Here is an 18,206-nt window from a genome sequence, read left to right as displayed (position 1 = left end):
CATACAGCAAGGAGGCTTATCTTACAAACATAGGATAAGTCCCTTTTTGTATAATAATTGCTATGGTGTCTGAGGGAAGGAGGATGTAAAGAAAAAGGAGGTGGGTTGATGAAGATTGGAGCGGTTACAATCGGGCAATCACCTAGGGTGGATGTAACACCTGATATCCTGCCGATATTCGGCGAGGGGGTGGAATTGCTGCAGGCAGGTGCACTGGACGGGCTGACAAAGGAACAGATCCGGTCTATGGCACCTCTGGAAACAGATTATGTTCTTGTTTCACGTTTAAATGATGGTACGTTTGCCAAATTCGGAGAAAGTTTTATACTGGAAAGGATGCAGACCTGCATCTCAAGGCTGGAAGAGCAGGGGGCGGTTCTCATCATGCTGTTTTGTGCAGGAACTTTTCCGGACATATTTGAAGCAAAGGTACCGCTTGTGTATCCGGCAAAGATTTTGAATGGTTTGGCTCGGGCATTGAGCAAAAACTCCAACATCATAGTGATAACACCTGATGAACAACAGGTGCAGCAGGCATATGACCAGTGGGGGCCGATCATGGAGAAAGTTACTCCCATACCGGCAAACCCCTATGGAGATATGGCTGAAGTGCGGAAAGCTGCGGAAAAAGCAAGGGATATTGACGCGGATCTGATTGTGATGGATTGTATTGGTTTTACAAAAGAGGCGAAAAGCATTGTTTCATCCATCGCGAAGAAGCCTGTTCTGCTCTGCAGGACAACTCTGGCAAGGACCGTCAGCGAAATGTTAGACATTTAAGCAACACAGGTTTACAACTAACAGAGTTTAACACAAAGGAGGCGTTTTAATGAACGAACAAAATAACGGGACACAGGGACAGAAGCATCCGTTAGCGTTAAGTCCGGCGATCTTGATCCTGAACATTATACTTGCAGTTCTGGGTGCGATCATCGGGATGGAGCTGATCGTACGTGTCGGTATCAGCACGAATACGTCTATCGTAGGTGCACTTTTTGCAATTATCCTCTCCAGGATACCGCTTGCAATATTTAAAAAGTATAAGAATATCCATGCGCAGAACCTGGTGCAGACATCGATTTCAGGTGCAACTTTTTCTGCGGCTAACAGCCTGATCCTTCCCATTGGTATTCCATACCTGATGGGGGAAATGCAGCTGGTGGTTCCTATGCTGGTAGGTGTGCTTTTAGCAACCATTATTGATGCAACCATACTTTATAAGACCTTTGATACTCCGATGTTCCCTGCAGATGAGCCATGGCCGCCTGGAATTGCGGCTGCAGAGACCATTCTGGCGGTAGTCAATAAGGGCAAAAAAGCAATGCTGCTTATTGTAGGTATGGGCATCGGTATTGTCGGAAAAGCACTGGGAATTCCGACCGACCTTCTCGGCGTTACATGGATCGGTGATATGTGGGCGCTTGGTGCATTTGGAGTGGGTGCTCTTGTAATAGGTATCAGTAACGACAATCAGTTTAATATGTCCCAATACTATGTGCCTCACGGCATCATGATCGGTGCAGGCCTTGTAGCTTTGATCCAGGTTGGGATTATGCTGTTCAAAAAGGAAGATGGCAAGAATAGCGTTGCCGGCAGGTTTACAAGCAGTATTGCCGATATGAGAGGGGCTCTTGCCAAAGGCTATATTGCATATGTTGTAGTTGCGATCGGTCTTGCGGTGGTATCTGGCATGTATGCTGAGATGTCCGTTCCGAAACTGATTATCTGGGTAATATTTGCAGCGTTCTCTGCAATCGCATCAGAATTGATCGTAGGGATGTCGGCGATGCATTCGGGATGGTTCCCCGGATTTGCCACGGCCCTGATCTTCCTGCTTGTAGGTATGATGATAGGATTTCCGAAGATTCCGCTGGGAATACTGGCAGGTTATACGGCGGCTACAGGACCGGCATTCTCTGACATGGCGTATGACTTAAAGTGCGGATATATTCTCCGTGGAAACGGTGCGGATCCTGAGTTTGAGCGTGCGGGAAGAAAACAGCAGTATATCGCGGAAATTATTTCATTCGGTGTAGCTTTTATTGTTGTTCTTGCGATGTTTAATACATACTTCGAACAGGACATGTTTGCACCGGTTTCCCGTACATTTGTGACAACAATTGATGCCGGCTCCAGCCCTGAGATTGCGAAATGGCTGCTGATCTTTGCGATACCGGGTGCGATTATCCAGTTTATCGGCGGTCCGAAGAAGCAGCTGGGTGTCCTGTTTGCAACCGGACTTCTTGTTGGTACCACAATTACGGGTATCACGGTTATCGTAGCCCTGATCTTCAGAATCATCGTTGTTAAGATGAAGGGGGAAGAAGGACAGAGTATCCTATACATTCTTGGTGCAGGTTCTATTGCAGGTTCAGCCCTATATAGTTTCTTTACGTCCACCCTGCAGCTGGGAAAAGCGAAAAAATAGCCGGCAGACAGACGGCGTGAAAAAGAAACGGTCAGTTTTCTTCAGGAGGGCGAAGAAAACTGACCGTTATTTTGAAAAATGGAAGAATTCAGGACTTCTCTGCATACTTCCAGGAATTGCATGTTGCCGGGGGTAAAAAAGCTGTTTTTCATCCATGCAAAGTTGAACATGGAATGTGACGAAAAGTTGCGTATATGTATCTGGCTTAGAAGGCCTTTTTCCAGGTTCTCCTGCACGACAAAGCGGTAGATAAAAGAGATTCCAACGTTTTCCATGACCATTTTCTGCACAGTATTGATCGTGCCGATCTCAACATAAGAACGGAAGCTGTCGATATCCTGGTTGTGTGCATGGAGAATCTTCATCAGGTTCCGGGGGGAGTTGGTGTCATTTTCTCGGAAAATCAGCCGGTAACTATTGAGATCCTTGAAATCGACGGTCTTGCCGGCAAGCGGGTGCTCCGGTGAACAGACACAGATTGTGTCGGCTTCAAAGAGTTCGCAGCTCTCATATTCCAGAGGCGGACAATAGGTGTCTATAATACAGAACTGAATGCGGCCCGATTTGAGCTGCTGCAGAAGTGCATCCGCCTCCCCCAGATACATGCTAACCTTTTTGTCAGGGTACTTTTTCAGGTATTGGGCAACCATATGCGGAACAAGGGATTCCCCGGTCGTGGTCAGTGTTCCAAGTTTGAGTTCATCAGGCTGTTCGGGCTGATTTTTGAGCTTTCGTTCTATAATCCGGGAGTCTGATTTGATCGTCTGGGCGTAGGAGCGGAGCAGTTTCCCATGCTCGGTCAGGTGGAGCAGGCGCTTTTCATCGTAATACAGAAGTTTGGTCTTGTAATATCCTTCCAGAAATTTAATGTGCTGAGTGACAGCGGGCTGTGTAATATTCAGCCTGTTTGCCGTCTGAGTATAGTTCCTGGTCTCGCACAGGATGAGGAATGTGTCCAGTTTTTGATCTAACATTTTGCATAAATCCTTTCTGAATTTTCTGGTAATTAACCATATAATCGGAACTTATTAGGTCATAAAATTATGTGATTTCATTTTATACAAAAATTGTGGTAATATCAATACAAATGAAAGCCATCGTAAAAAATATTTTAAGATGGGGAAAGGAAGTGAGATATTGCTGAAACTGGGGATTGTGCAGATGGCAGTTTTGGAGGGAAAGGTTGAAGATAACCGCAGAAAGATTAGAAAGGCTGTAGAAAGCCATGCGGCCGGGGATATTGACCTGCTCTGTTTCCCGGAACTGTGCATCAGTGGTTATGATTTCGAAAGCGCTGTATTGTCTGACAGAGAGGCAGCATTTTTTTCGGAACTTGCAGCAGAGTATGGAATTGCGATTTTGGCGGGAATCCATGTGCCGGAGGGCGATAAACATTATGATACAGCCTGCATCTGGAATGAAAAGGGAGAACTGCTGGGAGAATACCGCAAGATCCACCTCTGGGACACAGAAAATGACTTTTTTGAGAAAGGGGATGAGCTTGTTACAGTGCCGTTCAAGGGCTGGAATATCGGTCTGCTGATCTGTGCGGATCAGGGATTTCCGGAGGTTTCCACACCGCTGGCGCAGAAGAAAGATGCGGATGTCATAATTTATCCGAGCGCATGGGGCGTTGGGTGGGAAGATTTATTTACCACGTGCAGCAAGATGAGGGCAGCGGAGAATCAGGTATATACAGTTTCTTTGAACCGGGCATCGGGAGATGCGCAGTACTGCGGCAATTCGACCGTGTCCAATCCGGACGGGAGTACACTGATGAGGCTTTGTACCACTGATGAGGCTTATGCGAGGGTCGTTTTGGAAAAAGAAAAACTTGAGCAGGCAAGGAAAGGTATTCCCTGGAGGAATATGAAGAGGTATGAAGTTTACAGCAAACTATAAAGAATGAGGGACTTAGGAGGATACTAGAATATGGGCAAGAAAAAAGAAGATAAGGCAGCAATCGTGGACGAGCCGATGACACCTGTGCCGCTGGATCAGCGGCAGAACTGGGTTACACCGGCGGTTATATTCGGCGGACTCGAGTTCTGTGTTCCGATTCTGATGATTGGTGCAACGCTGATCGGGGCGTTTGGAATCAAGGGGATGGTTCCGGTTGTACTGTTTACATTTTTAATACTTACTTGGGGCGGCAATACATTGAGCGGGTACATAGGAGCAAAGACAGGGCTGTCTTCTTCTGTAATTGCACGACAGGGATTTGGTGACAAGCAGGCGAAATTCATCATAGCGCTTGTGATTGGGGTCATCAGTATGGGCTGGTGGGCGATCCAGACATCGGTTACAGGAAATGCACTCTGTGTTATACTGGGGATAGATTATACAACGAACAGAATTGCATGGGCGATTGTTACGATTATCGTTGGATTTCTGTTTGCTATACCGTCTATTATCGGATATTCTTCCATGAAATGGACGGATTATCTCGCAGTACCCTGTGGATTGCTGTTATGCGTGGCAGGTATTTATCTGGCACTGAAGAATGTGGGCTGGTCCAACATTATGAACTATCAGGGCAGCGGGGATATTTCTTTTGCGGCAGGTGTTACTATGTTGCTGGGCATGAATGTTTCCCAGTTTGTAATCGCAGCGGACTATACCAGATATGCAAAACCAAAGTGGAAAGACAACATCCTGATTCCTCTCGGAATTATTGCAATCGGCATCCCGCTTGTATTTATCGGCGCTATTATGGCAGCAGGAAACGGAACTGCCGATATCGTGGCAGTCATGCAGAATCTGGGATTCCCGGTATGGGGATTCATCGTGCTGTGGCTTGCATCATGGACCAGCCAGCTGGTGAACAACTATACAATGGGACTTTCTTTTTCAAACATTTTAAATGTGACGTCTAATAAAGGAAGAGCGACTGTAACACTGGTCGGTACCGTATTATCAATTATCCTCTCTCTGTGGGGAATCCTGGAGCACTTCCAGGACCTGCTGAGCCTGGCAGCACTGCTGTATCCGGGAATTGCAGGAGTTATGTTTGTGGATTTCTTTGCAAGAAAACAAAACTGGGTAGACAAACTTGGATGGAACTTTATGGCCACATTGGCTATGGTGGTTGGAACGGCAGTGGGTTATGTGACAACTTATGTAGTGAAGATCGGCATTCCGCCGCTTCAGTCCCTGCTGATCACCGGTATTGTTTACTATGCGGCAATGAAAATTAAGGCAAAAACTGCTCCGGATAAATTTACCGAGGGTATGTTTGAGTAAAAAAACAATTTAAAAGAAGGAGTGATGGAAATGGAATATCCAATCGGCGTTGAAATGACAGATTCGTATCAGTCTTATGAGGTGCAGCGTGCGGCCATGAAACTTGTGAAAGATGTCATGCTTGTAAAAGCGGGGGAATCCGTCGTGGTTACAGCGGACACTTCGACTGATATGAGAGTGGTCGATGCGGTGATGAGCGCAGCATACACCATCGGAGCCAATCCGGTCATGATCAAATACCCGACAACAGGCAAGGCGTTTGAAGAGCCATTCCTGCCAATTGCGAATGCGGTGGCTGTAGCAGATGTATGGATCGAGTTTGCATATTATTGTGTTATGCATACACCGTGCTTCCAGAAAGCTATAGCAAATGGGGCAAGGTATACCTGTCTCTGCGGTATGGATACGATCATGCTGGTAAACACTGTAGGTAGAGTAAAATACGATGTAGTGGTTGAGTTTGGCGAGTACCTGACGCAGAAGGTGCAGGCATCTAACGAGATCATTGTGCGTGATGCAAACGGAACAAATCTGAAGGCTTATAACCAGGGAAGAAAAGTAAAACATTCCGGACAGCTCGCAACAAAGAAGGGCTATCCTGTGATGCTCGGCGGACAGGTAAGCTGGTGCCCGGTGGAGGAGACGATCGAGGGTACGCTGGTATTTGACGCAGCGCTGTTCCCGCCGAGTGAGATTGGGCTTTTGAAAGATCCGGTAAGGCTCGAATTCAAGGAAGGCCGCGTGACAGAGATTACAGGCGGTGCACAGGCTGAGATTTTTAAGAAGTGGCTGGCATCGTTTAACGACCCGAATATGTACCGCCTGGCACATTATTCAATCGGATTTAACCCGGGTGTGCGCAAGGCCACAGGAAGAATTGTGGAAGACGAGAGAATCTTTGGATGCATAGAATTCGGCATCGGAAGCCAGGGGGCCAGCCTGATGGGGGCATTCTGGGATGCAGCATCCCACACGGACGGAGTGGTATCTAAGCCTACCATCATCCTGGATGGGGAAGTTCTTGAAGAGAACGGCATATACAAAGAAGAAACCTGTATATCATACTGCAAAAAGCTTGGCATTGCAGAGTATGAATAGAAAACCCGTGTATTCAGTTTAAAGGAGGACAAATAATATGGAATATCCAATTGGAATCGAAATGGCGCCGGAGTATTTATCTTATGAGGTTAGTAAAGCGGCTTATAAATTAGTAAAAGAAGTCATGCTGGTTGAACCCGGCGAGAACGTAGTTGTAACGGGTGATACATCCACGGATAAGAGAGTGCTGGATGCGATTATGAACGCAGCATATATTGTAGGAGCTAATCCTGTGCTTGTTTACGTTCCGACGAATGAGAATGCATACGCAGAGCCAATTGCTCCGCTTGGCAATGCTGTGGCAGTGGCAGATGTATGGATCGAGTTATCTTACTCCTCCATTATGCTGTGTGAGTCCTGGAGAAAGGCAATCGATTTCGGATGCCGCTATATCAACCTGACTGGTATGGATGTAACCATGATTGTTAACTGTATCGGCAAAGTGGATGTGGCGCGTGTCGTGGAACTCGGGGAAGCGCTCAAGGCGAAGATGGAAGCGGGCAATGAAATCATCATCAAGGATGAAAACGGAACCTATCTTACAGCCAGAAATGAAGGCAGAAAGGTCCGCCATTCCGGCCAGCTGGCTACATTTAAAGGATATCCGTTCATGATGTGCGGACAGATCAGCTGGTGCCCGATCGAAGAGACAATCAACGGCAAACTGGTCTTTGACGCAGCTATCTTCCCGCCAACAGATATGGGGATTTTGTCAGACAATGTAGAGCTGACACTGGAAAATGGAATCGTGACAAAGATTGAAGGCGGCAAAGACGCAGAGCGTTTCAGTTCATGGCTGCACTCATTTGACGATCCGAATATGTTCCGTCTGGCTCACTATTCACTTGGTTTCAATCCGGGAGTATCAAAGGCTACGGGACGTATCGTAGAGGACGAAAGAATCTTTGGCTGCATGGAATTCGGTATCGGAAGCCAGGGCAAGATGATACGCGGTAGTTACTGGACAGCTGCATCCCACACGGATGGTGTAGTTTCCAAACCATCCATTATTCTGGATGGAGTTGCAATCGAAGAAAACGGCAAATATGTAGATCCTGAGCTTGCTGAAATCTGCAAAAAAATGGGAGTGGCAGGTTACTAAAAGTAAAACAGGTCTGAAGTAAATGGGGACACCCGGCAGGCTTGTGCCAGGGTGTCCTTCTGTTATATAAAAAAAGAAGGGAATGCAGCGAATGGACATAGAAAAAGTGATTTTTTATTTTAAAAAAGTCTGCTCGATACCAAGAGCATCGGGAGATGAGAAGGCGATCAGCGATTATATTGCTGATTTTGCGAGGGAGAGAGGGCTGGAGGCAGTACAGGATTCTCATTATAATATCATAATCCGTAAACCCGCCACAGTACCTCATGCCGGGGAGCCCGTGATTCTCCAGGGACATCTGGATATGGTATATGTAAAGGAAAATGACAGCGGCCATGTATACGCCGACGGGATCGAGGTGAAGGAAGACGACGAATACTTTTATGCGGACGGAACTTCTCTTGGGTCTGATAATGGCATTGCAATCGCGTATTGCCTGGCTCTTCTCGACAGTGATGATATCGCGCATCCCGATCTGGAAGTCGTGTTTACTGTACAGGAAGAAGTAGGTTTGATCGGCGCTGATGTGATTGACATTTCTTCTCTGAAGGGGACGCGGTTTATTAATCTGGATTCTGAGGAGGAGGGCGTATTCTACACTAGCTGTGCAGGCGGTCTGAGATGCCGTATGGCCTGGGATGTGGAGACAGAAACGCTAAAGGAGGCAAGAGTGCCTCTCAAAGTGGCCTTCCAGGGTCTTGCGGGCGGCCATTCAGGCATCAATATCGGAATGGGGCTGGGGAATTCTATTGTGCTGCTCGGAAGGCTCCTGTATGCCCTCAGAGATATGCAGATACGGATCAATGATCTGGATGCCCCCGGAAAGGCGAACGCCATTGCCAGCAATGGTGGGGTATGTTTCTATATAAAGCCGGAGGATCTGGATTCCGTAAAAGCAAAAATACGGGAAGCGGAAAAAACATTCCAGGCAGAACTTCAGTACACGGATTCTATTTCCTTCCAATTAGATGAGGGAAGTCTGCTGGAAGGTGCTGTTGTCTATACGGAAATGTATCAAAAGAAGATTATGAACAGCCTGATGCTTCTGCCCTACGGTGTAGCAGGATATTCTTTTGCGATAGAAGGCCTTATAGAGACTTCTATGAATATGGGGGCGCTGACAATGGAAGACGGAAGGCTTACCCTGCTGATGTCCCTGCGCAGTTCCGTGGAATCACAGAAATATATGCTGAGGGATAAAATCCAGATTATAGCGGATGAGTACTGCGATACCTGTATCTTTGAGAACGATTATCCGGGCTGGCAGTACAGGAAAGAGTCACCTCTTCGGGAGAAGGCAATTGCACTGTACGAAAAATTGTTTGATAAAAAAGCTGAGGTGGCTGCAATCCATGCGGGGCTTGAGTGCGGGTACTGGGATAACAAAAAACCGGGGCTGGATATTATCTCGACGGGGCCAAACCTTTACGATGTGCATTCCACAAAAGAAAAAGTATCAAAAGAATCTATCGCGCATATGTGGAGTTATCTGACTGAGCTGCTGAAAGAATTGGCGTAGTATCTTGGGGAGGGGACGCGAAATGAAGGGATAGCCGCCAGCCTCCTAAGGGCATATGTGCCCTTAGGAGGCTGGCGGCTATCCCTTCATTTCGCTGGGGGCATCCAATCGGAAGGTGAGAGGCGTTTGTCAGGGGGCGCCAAACGGGGGGAGCGTATTGATTCGCTTGGGGGAACAGGATCGCCCCATACGTTCACAAGGCTGAAGCTTGTAAACTACCTTCGGATTAATTAGAGTGGATGGGATGTGGGAAGTGCCCCTTAGGAATTTCTTAGAAAAATTTAAGGTTCTTCTACTTGGAATGAAAAGAGGTTTGTGTTATCCTAAGTGAAAGGCGTTTATTTGATAAGGTAGTGAGGATCCGATTACCTGTATGGGGGCGGATGAATCATGAAGCGCGGATTGAAACAAAAATGCAGATAGATGTCATGCATAAGTAGGAGGAGATAGACAATAATGACACGGATGGAATTCCTTCAGCAGCTGCGCCAGGCGCTTGAAAACGATTTGAGCGGCAGTGTAGTACAGGAGAATGTAGATTTTTATAATCAGTATATATCGGATGAAGTGAGAAAGGGAAAGAGCGAGGAAGAAGTACTTCAGATGCTGGGAGATCCCTGGATCCTGGCCAGAACTGTTATTGATGCCGTGGACGGAACCGACCGTTCCACAGTTTATGAGGCTGGTGGAAGCACTTACGATGACTTCGAGAAGGGGAGAAGCACCCAACAGGAGAATGGGGGACAAAAGATGCGAGGTTTTGGATTTGATACCTGGTGGAAGAAGCTGCTGGCAGTTCTGGCAGTCATTATGGTAATTGTTGTTATATTTTCAATCGTAACCGGTCTTGTACGGCTGCTGGCTCCGATACTTATACCGATCATCGTTATTCTGATCATCATTCAGCTTATTAGTGGGCGGCGAAGGTGAGGTTTGGCTGGTATGGGGGCGCCTGTGGATGCGGAAAGACAGGAGTGGCTGGAAACGGGGTATAGTCTGTAAGCCGGAGTAGAGTAAAATAGAAGAAAAACCAGGGCAACCTGGCCACATCACGATAAGCATGGATGGCTTCTCGCGCTGGGGCCAGGGAGTTTTGTTTTTGCTTATAAAAGTAAAAGACCGATGGGGGAGCCATCGGTCTTTTGAGGGGAGTATAAATAATTAATAAGGGGTTGTAGAAAGTAACCTTTCTACATTGATAAGTATAATATACAAAACTGGAAAAAGCAAGCAAAAATAAAAAAAATATTAAATAAAAAGATTTATCCGATTTTGTAAAATATGAATAAAAAAGTAGTTTGGCAGGAACAATATGTGTGTACCAAATAAATTTCTCAGGAGGAATACTCATGTCAAACAATTACAGTAACACAAACAACTCAAATAACTCTAACAACTCATCAAAGAACACAAACAGCAATTCATATTCATCTTATTCTGATGAACAGAGCAAGAACAAGAATTCTAACAAGAATTCTTCAAACAACTCTTCTTCTAACAGCAACAAGAATAACAACAACAATAACAACAAGAATTCTAACAGCCAGAGCAACAACTACTAATTAGAGCTCCTTTATGCAGGTCAAATTGTAAACTTATGTGACTGTTCACGGGTCTGAACAGTTTAAACTCATTTTGGTACAGGGAAGAAATATTTTGGGACGTGGTAAAGTTAAACTTTACTACGTCCCAAAATTGTATTTAAGAATTTGGAAATGAAAAGTGAAATGAAAGAAATGACGCAAACGGTCATTATTTGTATGCATTGGCTAAAAAAACAGCCAAAAATAGCGGAAATGTAGAAAAATACATATGAAAATTGTAAATAATGGAGATTGATTGTGAACGATTATGAAAGTATAATGATGCTAAGTTCATTGGAAGGGGGTGAAGGAATGATATATACGGTTACATTAAGTGCCTCTTTAGACTATATTGTTTCGGTTCATAATTTTGAACTGGGAGTGACCAATCGGACCACTTCAGAAATGATCCTTCCGGGAGGGAAGGGAATTAATGTCTCCATGATTCTGCAGTCACTGGGAATTGAAAACAAGGCGCTGGGATTTATCGCAGGATTTGTAGGTGAAGAGATCAGGAAGAGGGTCATAGAGATGGGATGCCAGCAGGATTTCATTTTCCTGCCGTCAGGAGTTTCCAGAATTAACATAAAGTTAAAGTCTATAGAAGGAACAGAAATCAACGGACAGGGGCCATATATTTCTACAGAGTACATAGAAAAACTATTTAAACAGTTAGACTCATTGAACGAGAATGACATTCTTGTATTAGCAGGCAGCGTGCCGTATTCTGTGCCGGATTCTATCTACAAGGTTATCATGAACCGTTTAAGCGATAAAAAGGTCTTGATTGTTGTTGATGCATCCAACGATTTGTTGGTTAATGTCCTGGAAAACCATCCGTTTTTGATTAAGCCAAATAGTTTTGAGTTAGGTGAAATATTCGGAAAAGATATCCATGACAGAAAAGATATTATGAAACATGCGAAATTGCTGCAGCAAATGGGCGCCCGTAACGTTCTTGTATCCATGGCGGGAGACGGAGCCATATTAGCAGCGGAAAACGGCCGGATATATGATGCACCTGCACCAAAAGGCAAGTTAAAAAATGGGGTGGGGGCAGGAGACTCTATGGTCGCCGGGTTCCTGGCTGGCTGGCTGGAAGCGGGCGATTATGAAAAAGCCTTTCGGATGGGAGTAGCATCCGGAAGTGCCAGTGCATTTTCAGAGCATCTTGCAACAAAGGAAGAAATATATAAAGTGTTAGAGCAATTTGATGAAAAGCAGTTATGAAAGGGGCGCATATGAGAGAGTTATTAAAACCGGATTACATTTTTGTGAACCAAAGGCCAAAGTCAGCCAGCTTAGACGCCGCATTAGAGCTAATAAGTGAAAAATGCAGTGAATATGCAGGGGTAAGGGCCTCGGAACTGAAGAAAATGTTTTTAAAAAGAGAAAAGATGGATTCTACGGGGTTTGGCGAACAGTTAGCAATCCCACATGCAAAAGTAAAAAGATTAAAAAATCCTATGATTGCAGTATTTCGCTTTGAGGATGGAATAGACTGGAAGTCTATGGATGGACAGCCTGTAAGGGTGGCAATCGCCCTGATTATGCCTGCCGGCGATGAGAATAATACCCATTTACAGGTGCTGGCAAAACTATCAAGAAAACTGGTGCATCAGGAATTTATGGAGATGCTGTTAAAGATTGAAGACAAGATGGAACTGTATAATTACATCATAGAAGAAATGGGGGATTTGGGATGAAATTTGTAGGAGTTACAGCCTGCCCTACAGGTATTGCACATACCTATATGGCAGCAGAAAAGCTGGCGGAAGAAGCAAAAAAAATGTCCATAGGCATCAAAGTGGAGACAAGAGGTTCTGTTGGAATAGAAAATAAACTGACGGAACAGGAGATTAGGGAAGCAGACGTGGTTATACTGGGGGTTGGTGTTTCGGTTGATAAATCCATGTTTAACGGGAAAAAGATCGTAGAGGCTACAGTTTCTGATACGATACATAATACGGATACCGTAATTAAAAGGGCCATTGAAGCAGCGAAAGACGAGAATTACCCGCTGTACACAGGGGGAGGCACAAAAGAAAAGGCAAGTGAAGAACAGGAAGCAGACACGTTTCTTAACTTGCTCAAGAGGATACCAAAGCATTTAATGACGGGCGTGTCCTACATGATTCCTTTTGTTGCGGCGGGCGGAATCATGATTGCCATCTCGTTTATGTTCGGCATTGATGCATCCGGAGTGGAGGGATCCCTTCCATTTTATCTGAATAAGATAGGCGGCATTGCATTCAGCGTTATGATACCGATTATGGCAGGGTTTATTGCATACTCCATGGCGGACAGGCCGGGTATTGCGCCGGGTATGGTAGCAGGCCTGATTGTTACGCAGCTGGATCCCAGCCCGGGATTTATCGGAGGCATCATCGGGGGTCTGCTGGCGGGTATCATAGCATGGGCAATTAAAAAGATTAAAATGCCTAAAGCGCTGGCAGGTTTAAAACCCGTTTTAATTATTCCTCTTTTTTCCACTTTTATCGTAGGCTTACTGATGTATTTTGTGGTTGCACCGCCTTGCGTTATGCTTCAGAGCGCGATGACAAACTGGCTGACCAATATGTCAAACAGCAGCGGCATATTACTGGGGGCCGTAATTGGAGCTATGCTGGCATTTGACCTGGGCGGCCCGGTGAATAAGGTTGCGTACATGTTTGGCGTGGGGCTGCTTGCAGAAGGTGTATATGGCCCCCAGGCAGCAAGTATGGCATCCGGTATGGTGCCATCTCTGGCGATGGCTCTGGCAACTGTCCTGAACAAAAATCTCTATACTCCGGCAGAAAGGGAGAGCGGAAAGACAGCATGGCTTTTAGGCGCATCATTTATAGCAGAAGGGGCAATTCCATTTGCCGGTGCGGATCCGCTTCGGGTTATCCCGTCTCTGATGGTCGGCTCTGCAGTGGCAGGAGGCATGGCAATGGCATTCAACCTTACATTGCAGGCGCCTCACGGCGGTATCTTTGTAATGGGGCTTGTGAATAAACCGTTTTTATTCCTGCTCTGTACAGCGGTTGGCATGGTTATATCTGCGCTAATGGTCAATTTCCTAAAAGGAATGAAGGTTAAGAAAAACAAAAAATAAGAAGGGAAAATTTTATGACATCAAAAGAAAGAGTATTATGTGCGGTGAATCATAAGCCTGTGGACAGGATCCCCCTGGATTTGGGGGGGACTGCCTGCAGCATGGTAGACAAGGCTTACTTTAAGGTCAAGGACTTTTTGGAGATAGAAGGAGAGATTGAGCCGTACAGAAAAGGATCCAATGTATGTTATTATGACGAACGGATTCTGGACAGATTTGATATTGATATCCGGAGAGTTTTTGCAAAGCAGTCGGAGGAATATCCCAAATATCACGATGACGGTACTTTTTCCAATGAATGGGGACTTGTTCAGAGGGACACCGGTTTATATGTAGAGACCGTAAAAAACCCGCTGGAAGATGCGGAACTGGAAGATTTGGATACCTATCCATGGCCGCAGCCGGAAGAGATGCTGGATGTAACAGGAATGAAGGAGAGGGCAAAGAAGCTGCATGAGGAGAACGAATATGCAATATCTCTTCGAATGCCCTGCAACGGTATATTTGAAATCGCCTGTTGGCTGAGAGGGATGGAGAATTTCATGGTAGATACGATTACAGATCCCGAATTTGCCCATGCCCTGATAGAAAAAATATTAACAGTCCAGATAGAGATGTATGGATATCTCCTGGATCAGGTTGGGGAATATATTGATATTGTAGAATCAGGAGACGATTACGGCAGCCAGCAAAGCCTGCTTATATCACCGGATGCATACAGGGAGTTTATCTTCCCGGCCAGAAAGAAGCTGAATCAGGCAATCAGGCAGAAGGCGCCGCAGGCGAAGATTTATCTGCACAGCTGCGGAGCTATTGCTGATATTATTGAAGATTTGATCGACTGTGGTGTTGATATACTAAATCCCGTTCAGACCTCTGCTGCAGGAATGGATCCGGTTACCTTAAAAGATAAATTTGGGGACAGGATTTGTTTCCATGGAGCGGTAGATACGCAGAAAGCTATGACAGGTTCGGTTGAACAGGTGGAGGATGAAGTAAAAAGGCTGATTGATATATTGGGCAGGGACGGAGGATTTATACTGAGTTCATGTAACCATATCCAATCAGATATACCGCCGGAGAATGTGGCCAGAATGTTTGAGTATGCAAAGGAATACTCAAAGCAGTAATTATGCAAATATATGCTTTAAGATTGAATTAGAAGATTCCTAATTGTATAATAAGTGGAAAGCGATAAGCAGGCAATTTGCAGGAGGTGGAGCCGAATGCTGCTCAGAAAAAGGCATCAGGAGATATTAAGGCTGTTGGAAAATAGAAAAAGTGTAACCCTCCAGGAACTGATGGAAGAGTTTTCAGCATCTGAATCTACGATCAGGCGGGATCTTACTGCCCTGCACAAAGAGGGGAAGCTGGTTAAAGTCTTTGGGGGCGCCGTATTGGCTGGGGATACGTTCCATACAAAGGACGAGAAGGTTTCCAACAGAGAAGAGGTTAACCGGACTGAGAAAATCAAGATTGCCAGGTATGCCGCCTCTATGATAAAAAAAGACGATTTTGTATATTTGGATGCGGGTACAACTACCGGGTACATGATAGACTATATCCAGGAGAGGAGTGCTACCTATGTAACTAATGGAGTCTCCCATGCACGGCGGCTTGCAGCCATGGGGTTTAAAACCATGATTATAGGCGGTGAACTGAAAGAGTCTACGGAAGCGGTGGTTGGAGGGGAAGCCCTGAACAGCCTGGAGAAGTTTCATTTTACAATCGGCTTTTTTGGGGCAAACGGGATTACGAAAAAGAACGGATATACTACCCCTGATGTCAGTGAGGCGCTGGTTAAGCAAAAAGCGATGGAAAAATCACAGAAGAAATATATGCTGTGCGATGCGGCCAAATTTGGAAATGTATGTTCGGTTACATTTGGAGAATTTTCAAGTGCCATTATATTGACCAATTATGTTCCTAAAAATATATATGAAAATTCAAGTAATCTTATTGCTATTCGCTAAAAGGACGTATGAAAATTCATTTTATTTTTCATTACTCCGGATAAGGCGTGGCAAAGATATAATTTTATAAATAATGAATAATAAAGCAAAATTCATCTAAAATAGACAATAAACAGGTTTGGGACGTAGTAAAGTTCAACTTTACTACGTCCCAAATTTATAGTAATATGTATACATATATTGAAAAATAAAGATATATTGATATTGTCCGATTGGAGGATTTGATGAATAATAAGCTTGAATTGATCGCACCTTGCCATTTTGGCCTTGAGGCGGTTCTGAAAAGAGAAATTCAGGATCTGGGGTATGAGATTGCACAGGTGGAAGACGGAAGAGTAACTTTTTATGGCGATGAGAAGGCAATCTGCAGGGCAAATATATTTTTGCGTACAGCGGAACGTATTTTGTTGAAAGTGGGGTATTTCAAGGCAGAGACATTTGACGAATTGTTTGAGAATACGAAGGCGATTCCATGGGAGACATTAATCCCGAAGGATGGGAAGTTCTGGGTAGCTAAGGCGGCCTCTGTCAAGAGCAAGCTTTTCAGCCCGTCCGATATACAGTCGATTATGAAAAAAGCCATGGTAGAGCGGATGAAAGTGCATTACCATATGAAATGGTTTGAGGAGAACGGCGCGTCGTATCCGGTCCGTGTATTTTTGATGAAGGATATGGTAACAGTGGGGATCGATACATCGGGCGTATCCCTTCATAAGAGAGGATACCGCCAGCTGTCCAGCAAGGCTCCTATTACAGAAACCCTGGCAGCAGCTCTGATTATGCTGACACCCTGGAGCAGGGAACGGATCCTGGTGGATCCATTCTGCGGCAGCGGCACGTTTCCTATAGAAGCGGCTATGATGGCTGCAAATATTGCGCCGGGCATGAACCGGTCGTTTCTCGCGGAGGACTGGACAAACCTGATATCCCGTCATGCCTGGTATGAGGCCGTCGATGAGGCGAATGATTTGATTGAGGATGACGTGGAAGTTGATATTCAGGGGTATGACTTAGATGCAGACGTGGTGAAGGCGGCAAGACAGAATGCGCAGGATGCCGGAGTGGATCACATGATTCATTTCCAGCAGCGTGATGTCAGGGATTTGAGACATCCTAAGAAATACGGATTTATCATTACCAACCCTCCATATGGAGAAAGACTGGAAGAAAAACAGGCATTGGCATCCCTTTACAGCGAATTTGGCGAGAGCTTCCGCAATCTGGACAGTTGGTCAGCCTATATGATTACCAGTTATGAGGATGCGGAGCGGTATTTTGGACGTACTGCGGATAAGAACCGCAAGATATACAACGGAATGATCAAGACATATTTTTATCAGTTTTTGGGGCCGAAGCCGCCAAAACCAAAAGAATAGAGGAATACGGTTATGGATAAGAGAATCATTTTCGCAACAGGCAATGAGCATAAGATGGAAGAGATCCGAATGATCTTGGATGATATTGGGATTCCGGTATACTCCATGAAAGAAGCCGGGATAGATATTGATATCGTGGAGGACGGGACGACTTTTGAAGAAAATGCGATGATCAAGGCGAAAGCAATCTCGGAGCTGCTGCCGCATGATGTGATCCTCGCAGATGATTCCGGACTGGAGATTGATTATCTGGACAAGGCGCCGGGGATTTATTCGGCAAGGTATGCCGGAGTTGACACTTCCTATGACATCAAAAACCAGATGCTTCTGGATCAGCTGGAGCATGTGCCTGATGAGCAGCGCACAGCGCGATTTGTCTGTGCCATAGCGGCTGTCTTTCCGGATGGGACTGCAGAGACTGTCAGAGGGACTATAGAAGGCATCATCGGACATGAGATCATAGGGGACAATGGTTTTGGCTATGACCCTATCTTTTACGTACCCGAATATGGCTGTACGACAGCACAGATGGAGCCGGAGAAGAAGAATGAGCTCAGCCACAGAGGGAACGCTCTGCGGGCGATGCGTGAGATTATGAAAAAGAAGTATACCCGCAGGGGCACCCCGTAATGTATGCCCCTGCGGGACAGATTTTGAGCTAAAGCTAAAAAATAAGGTATAATTAAAGGGCATCTCATAGTGTATGCCCTTAATAGCAGGAACGCAGCCTTCGGTATAACATACGCATGAGTTGTCCCGCTGCATATCCTGCAGGCAGATTTTC

At 45.5% G+C, this 18,206-nt stretch carries 16 protein-coding genes; 15 read left to right on the top strand and 1 reads right to left on the bottom strand.

What is annotated here, in order from left to right:
* Positions 1 to 108: 108 nt before the first annotated feature.
* Together BN1938_RS17360 and BN1938_RS17355 are read left to right on the top strand one after the other, a co-directional pair.
* Positions 109 to 780 carry an AroM family protein gene (locus tag BN1938_RS17360; protein ID WP_050641777.1) on the top strand — a complete coding sequence of 224 codons (672 nt, stop codon included), beginning with the start codon at positions 109 to 111 and terminating at the stop codon, positions 778 to 780.
* Between the two features lie 49 nt (positions 781 to 829).
* The gene (locus tag BN1938_RS17355; protein WP_050641776.1) at positions 830 to 2,428 is read left to right on the top strand and encodes an OPT/YSL family transporter; all 1,599 of its coding nucleotides are present in this window, start codon (positions 830 to 832) and stop codon (positions 2,426 to 2,428) included.
* Between the two features lie 41 nt (positions 2,429 to 2,469).
* Here the strand turns inward: BN1938_RS17355 and BN1938_RS17350 are convergent, their stop codons facing one another.
* A complete protein-coding gene (locus BN1938_RS17350; protein WP_050641775.1) occupies positions 2,470 to 3,402 on the bottom strand; it encodes a LysR family transcriptional regulator in 933 nt (310 codons plus the stop codon).
* 142 nt (positions 3,403 to 3,544) lie between these two features.
* On the opposite strand from BN1938_RS17350, the gene BN1938_RS17345 reads away from it, so the two are divergent.
* The 13 genes from BN1938_RS17345 to BN1938_RS17285 all read left to right on the top strand — a co-directional run bounded on the left by BN1938_RS17345 (position 3,545) and on the right by BN1938_RS17285 (position 18,052).
* On the top strand, positions 3,545 to 4,330 hold the full coding sequence (locus BN1938_RS17345) for a carbon-nitrogen hydrolase family protein (RefSeq protein WP_050641774.1): 786 nt from the start codon (positions 3,545 to 3,547) through the stop codon (positions 4,328 to 4,330).
* 30 nt (positions 4,331 to 4,360) lie between these two features.
* Positions 4,361 to 5,671, top strand: a complete 1,311-nt coding sequence (locus BN1938_RS17340) for a cytosine permease (RefSeq protein WP_050641773.1) — start codon at positions 4,361 to 4,363, stop codon at positions 5,669 to 5,671.
* Between the two features lie 30 nt (positions 5,672 to 5,701).
* On the top strand, positions 5,702 to 6,769 hold the full coding sequence (locus BN1938_RS17335; RefSeq protein ID WP_050641772.1) for an aminopeptidase: 1,068 nt from the start codon (positions 5,702 to 5,704) through the stop codon (positions 6,767 to 6,769).
* A 37-nt stretch (positions 6,770 to 6,806) separates the two neighbouring features.
* Positions 6,807 to 7,871 (top strand): 2,5-dihydroxypyridine 5,6-dioxygenase NicX family protein, encoded by a 1,065-nt coding sequence (locus tag BN1938_RS17330; protein ID WP_050641771.1) that lies wholly within the window; start codon positions 6,807 to 6,809, stop codon positions 7,869 to 7,871.
* A 91-nt stretch (positions 7,872 to 7,962) separates the two neighbouring features.
* On the top strand, positions 7,963 to 9,390 hold the full coding sequence (gene pepD / locus BN1938_RS17325; protein ID WP_242843883.1) for a beta-Ala-His dipeptidase: 1,428 nt from the start codon (positions 7,963 to 7,965) through the stop codon (positions 9,388 to 9,390).
* A 456-nt stretch (positions 9,391 to 9,846) separates the two neighbouring features.
* A complete protein-coding gene (locus BN1938_RS17320; protein WP_050641769.1) occupies positions 9,847 to 10,320 on the top strand; it encodes a DUF1700 domain-containing protein in 474 nt (157 codons plus the stop codon).
* Positions 10,321 to 11,285: 965 nt separating this feature from the next.
* Positions 11,286 to 12,203, top strand: coding sequence for a 1-phosphofructokinase (gene pfkB / locus BN1938_RS17315; RefSeq protein WP_050641768.1), 918 nt, complete (start codon positions 11,286 to 11,288; stop codon positions 12,201 to 12,203).
* An 11-nt stretch (positions 12,204 to 12,214) separates the two neighbouring features.
* A complete protein-coding gene (locus BN1938_RS17310) occupies positions 12,215 to 12,679 on the top strand; it encodes a PTS sugar transporter subunit IIA (protein ID WP_157355568.1) in 465 nt (154 codons plus the stop codon).
* Entirely contained in the window at positions 12,676 to 14,073 is a 1,398-nt protein-coding gene (locus BN1938_RS17305; protein WP_050641766.1) for a PTS fructose transporter subunit IIC, read from the top strand. The genes BN1938_RS17310 and BN1938_RS17305 overlap by 4 nt, the downstream gene beginning before the upstream one ends.
* A gap of 14 nt (positions 14,074 to 14,087) precedes the next feature.
* The gene (locus BN1938_RS17300; protein WP_050641765.1) at positions 14,088 to 15,203 is read left to right on the top strand and encodes a uroporphyrinogen decarboxylase family protein; all 1,116 of its coding nucleotides are present in this window, start codon (positions 14,088 to 14,090) and stop codon (positions 15,201 to 15,203) included.
* A gap of 96 nt (positions 15,204 to 15,299) precedes the next feature.
* Positions 15,300 to 16,046: a DeoR/GlpR family DNA-binding transcription regulator gene (locus BN1938_RS17295; RefSeq protein WP_050641764.1), complete on the top strand. Its 747-nt coding sequence runs from the start codon at positions 15,300 to 15,302 to the stop codon at positions 16,044 to 16,046.
* 224 nt (positions 16,047 to 16,270) lie between these two features.
* Positions 16,271 to 17,422 carry a THUMP domain-containing class I SAM-dependent RNA methyltransferase gene (locus tag BN1938_RS17290; protein WP_050641763.1) on the top strand — a complete coding sequence of 384 codons (1,152 nt, stop codon included), beginning with the start codon at positions 16,271 to 16,273 and terminating at the stop codon, positions 17,420 to 17,422.
* 12 nt (positions 17,423 to 17,434) lie between these two features.
* A complete protein-coding gene (locus tag BN1938_RS17285) occupies positions 17,435 to 18,052 on the top strand; it encodes an XTP/dITP diphosphatase (RefSeq protein ID WP_050641762.1) in 618 nt (205 codons plus the stop codon).
* The last annotated feature ends 154 nt before the right edge of the window (positions 18,053 to 18,206 follow it).

The organism is Eubacterium sp. SB2 (assembly GCF_001244405.1).
GTDB lineage: Bacteria > Bacillota > Clostridia > Lachnospirales > Lachnospiraceae > Faecalicatena > Faecalicatena contortus_B.
The sequence above is the reverse complement of the archived record's forward strand: the minus strand, read 5'-3'. Positions and strand labels throughout refer to the sequence as shown.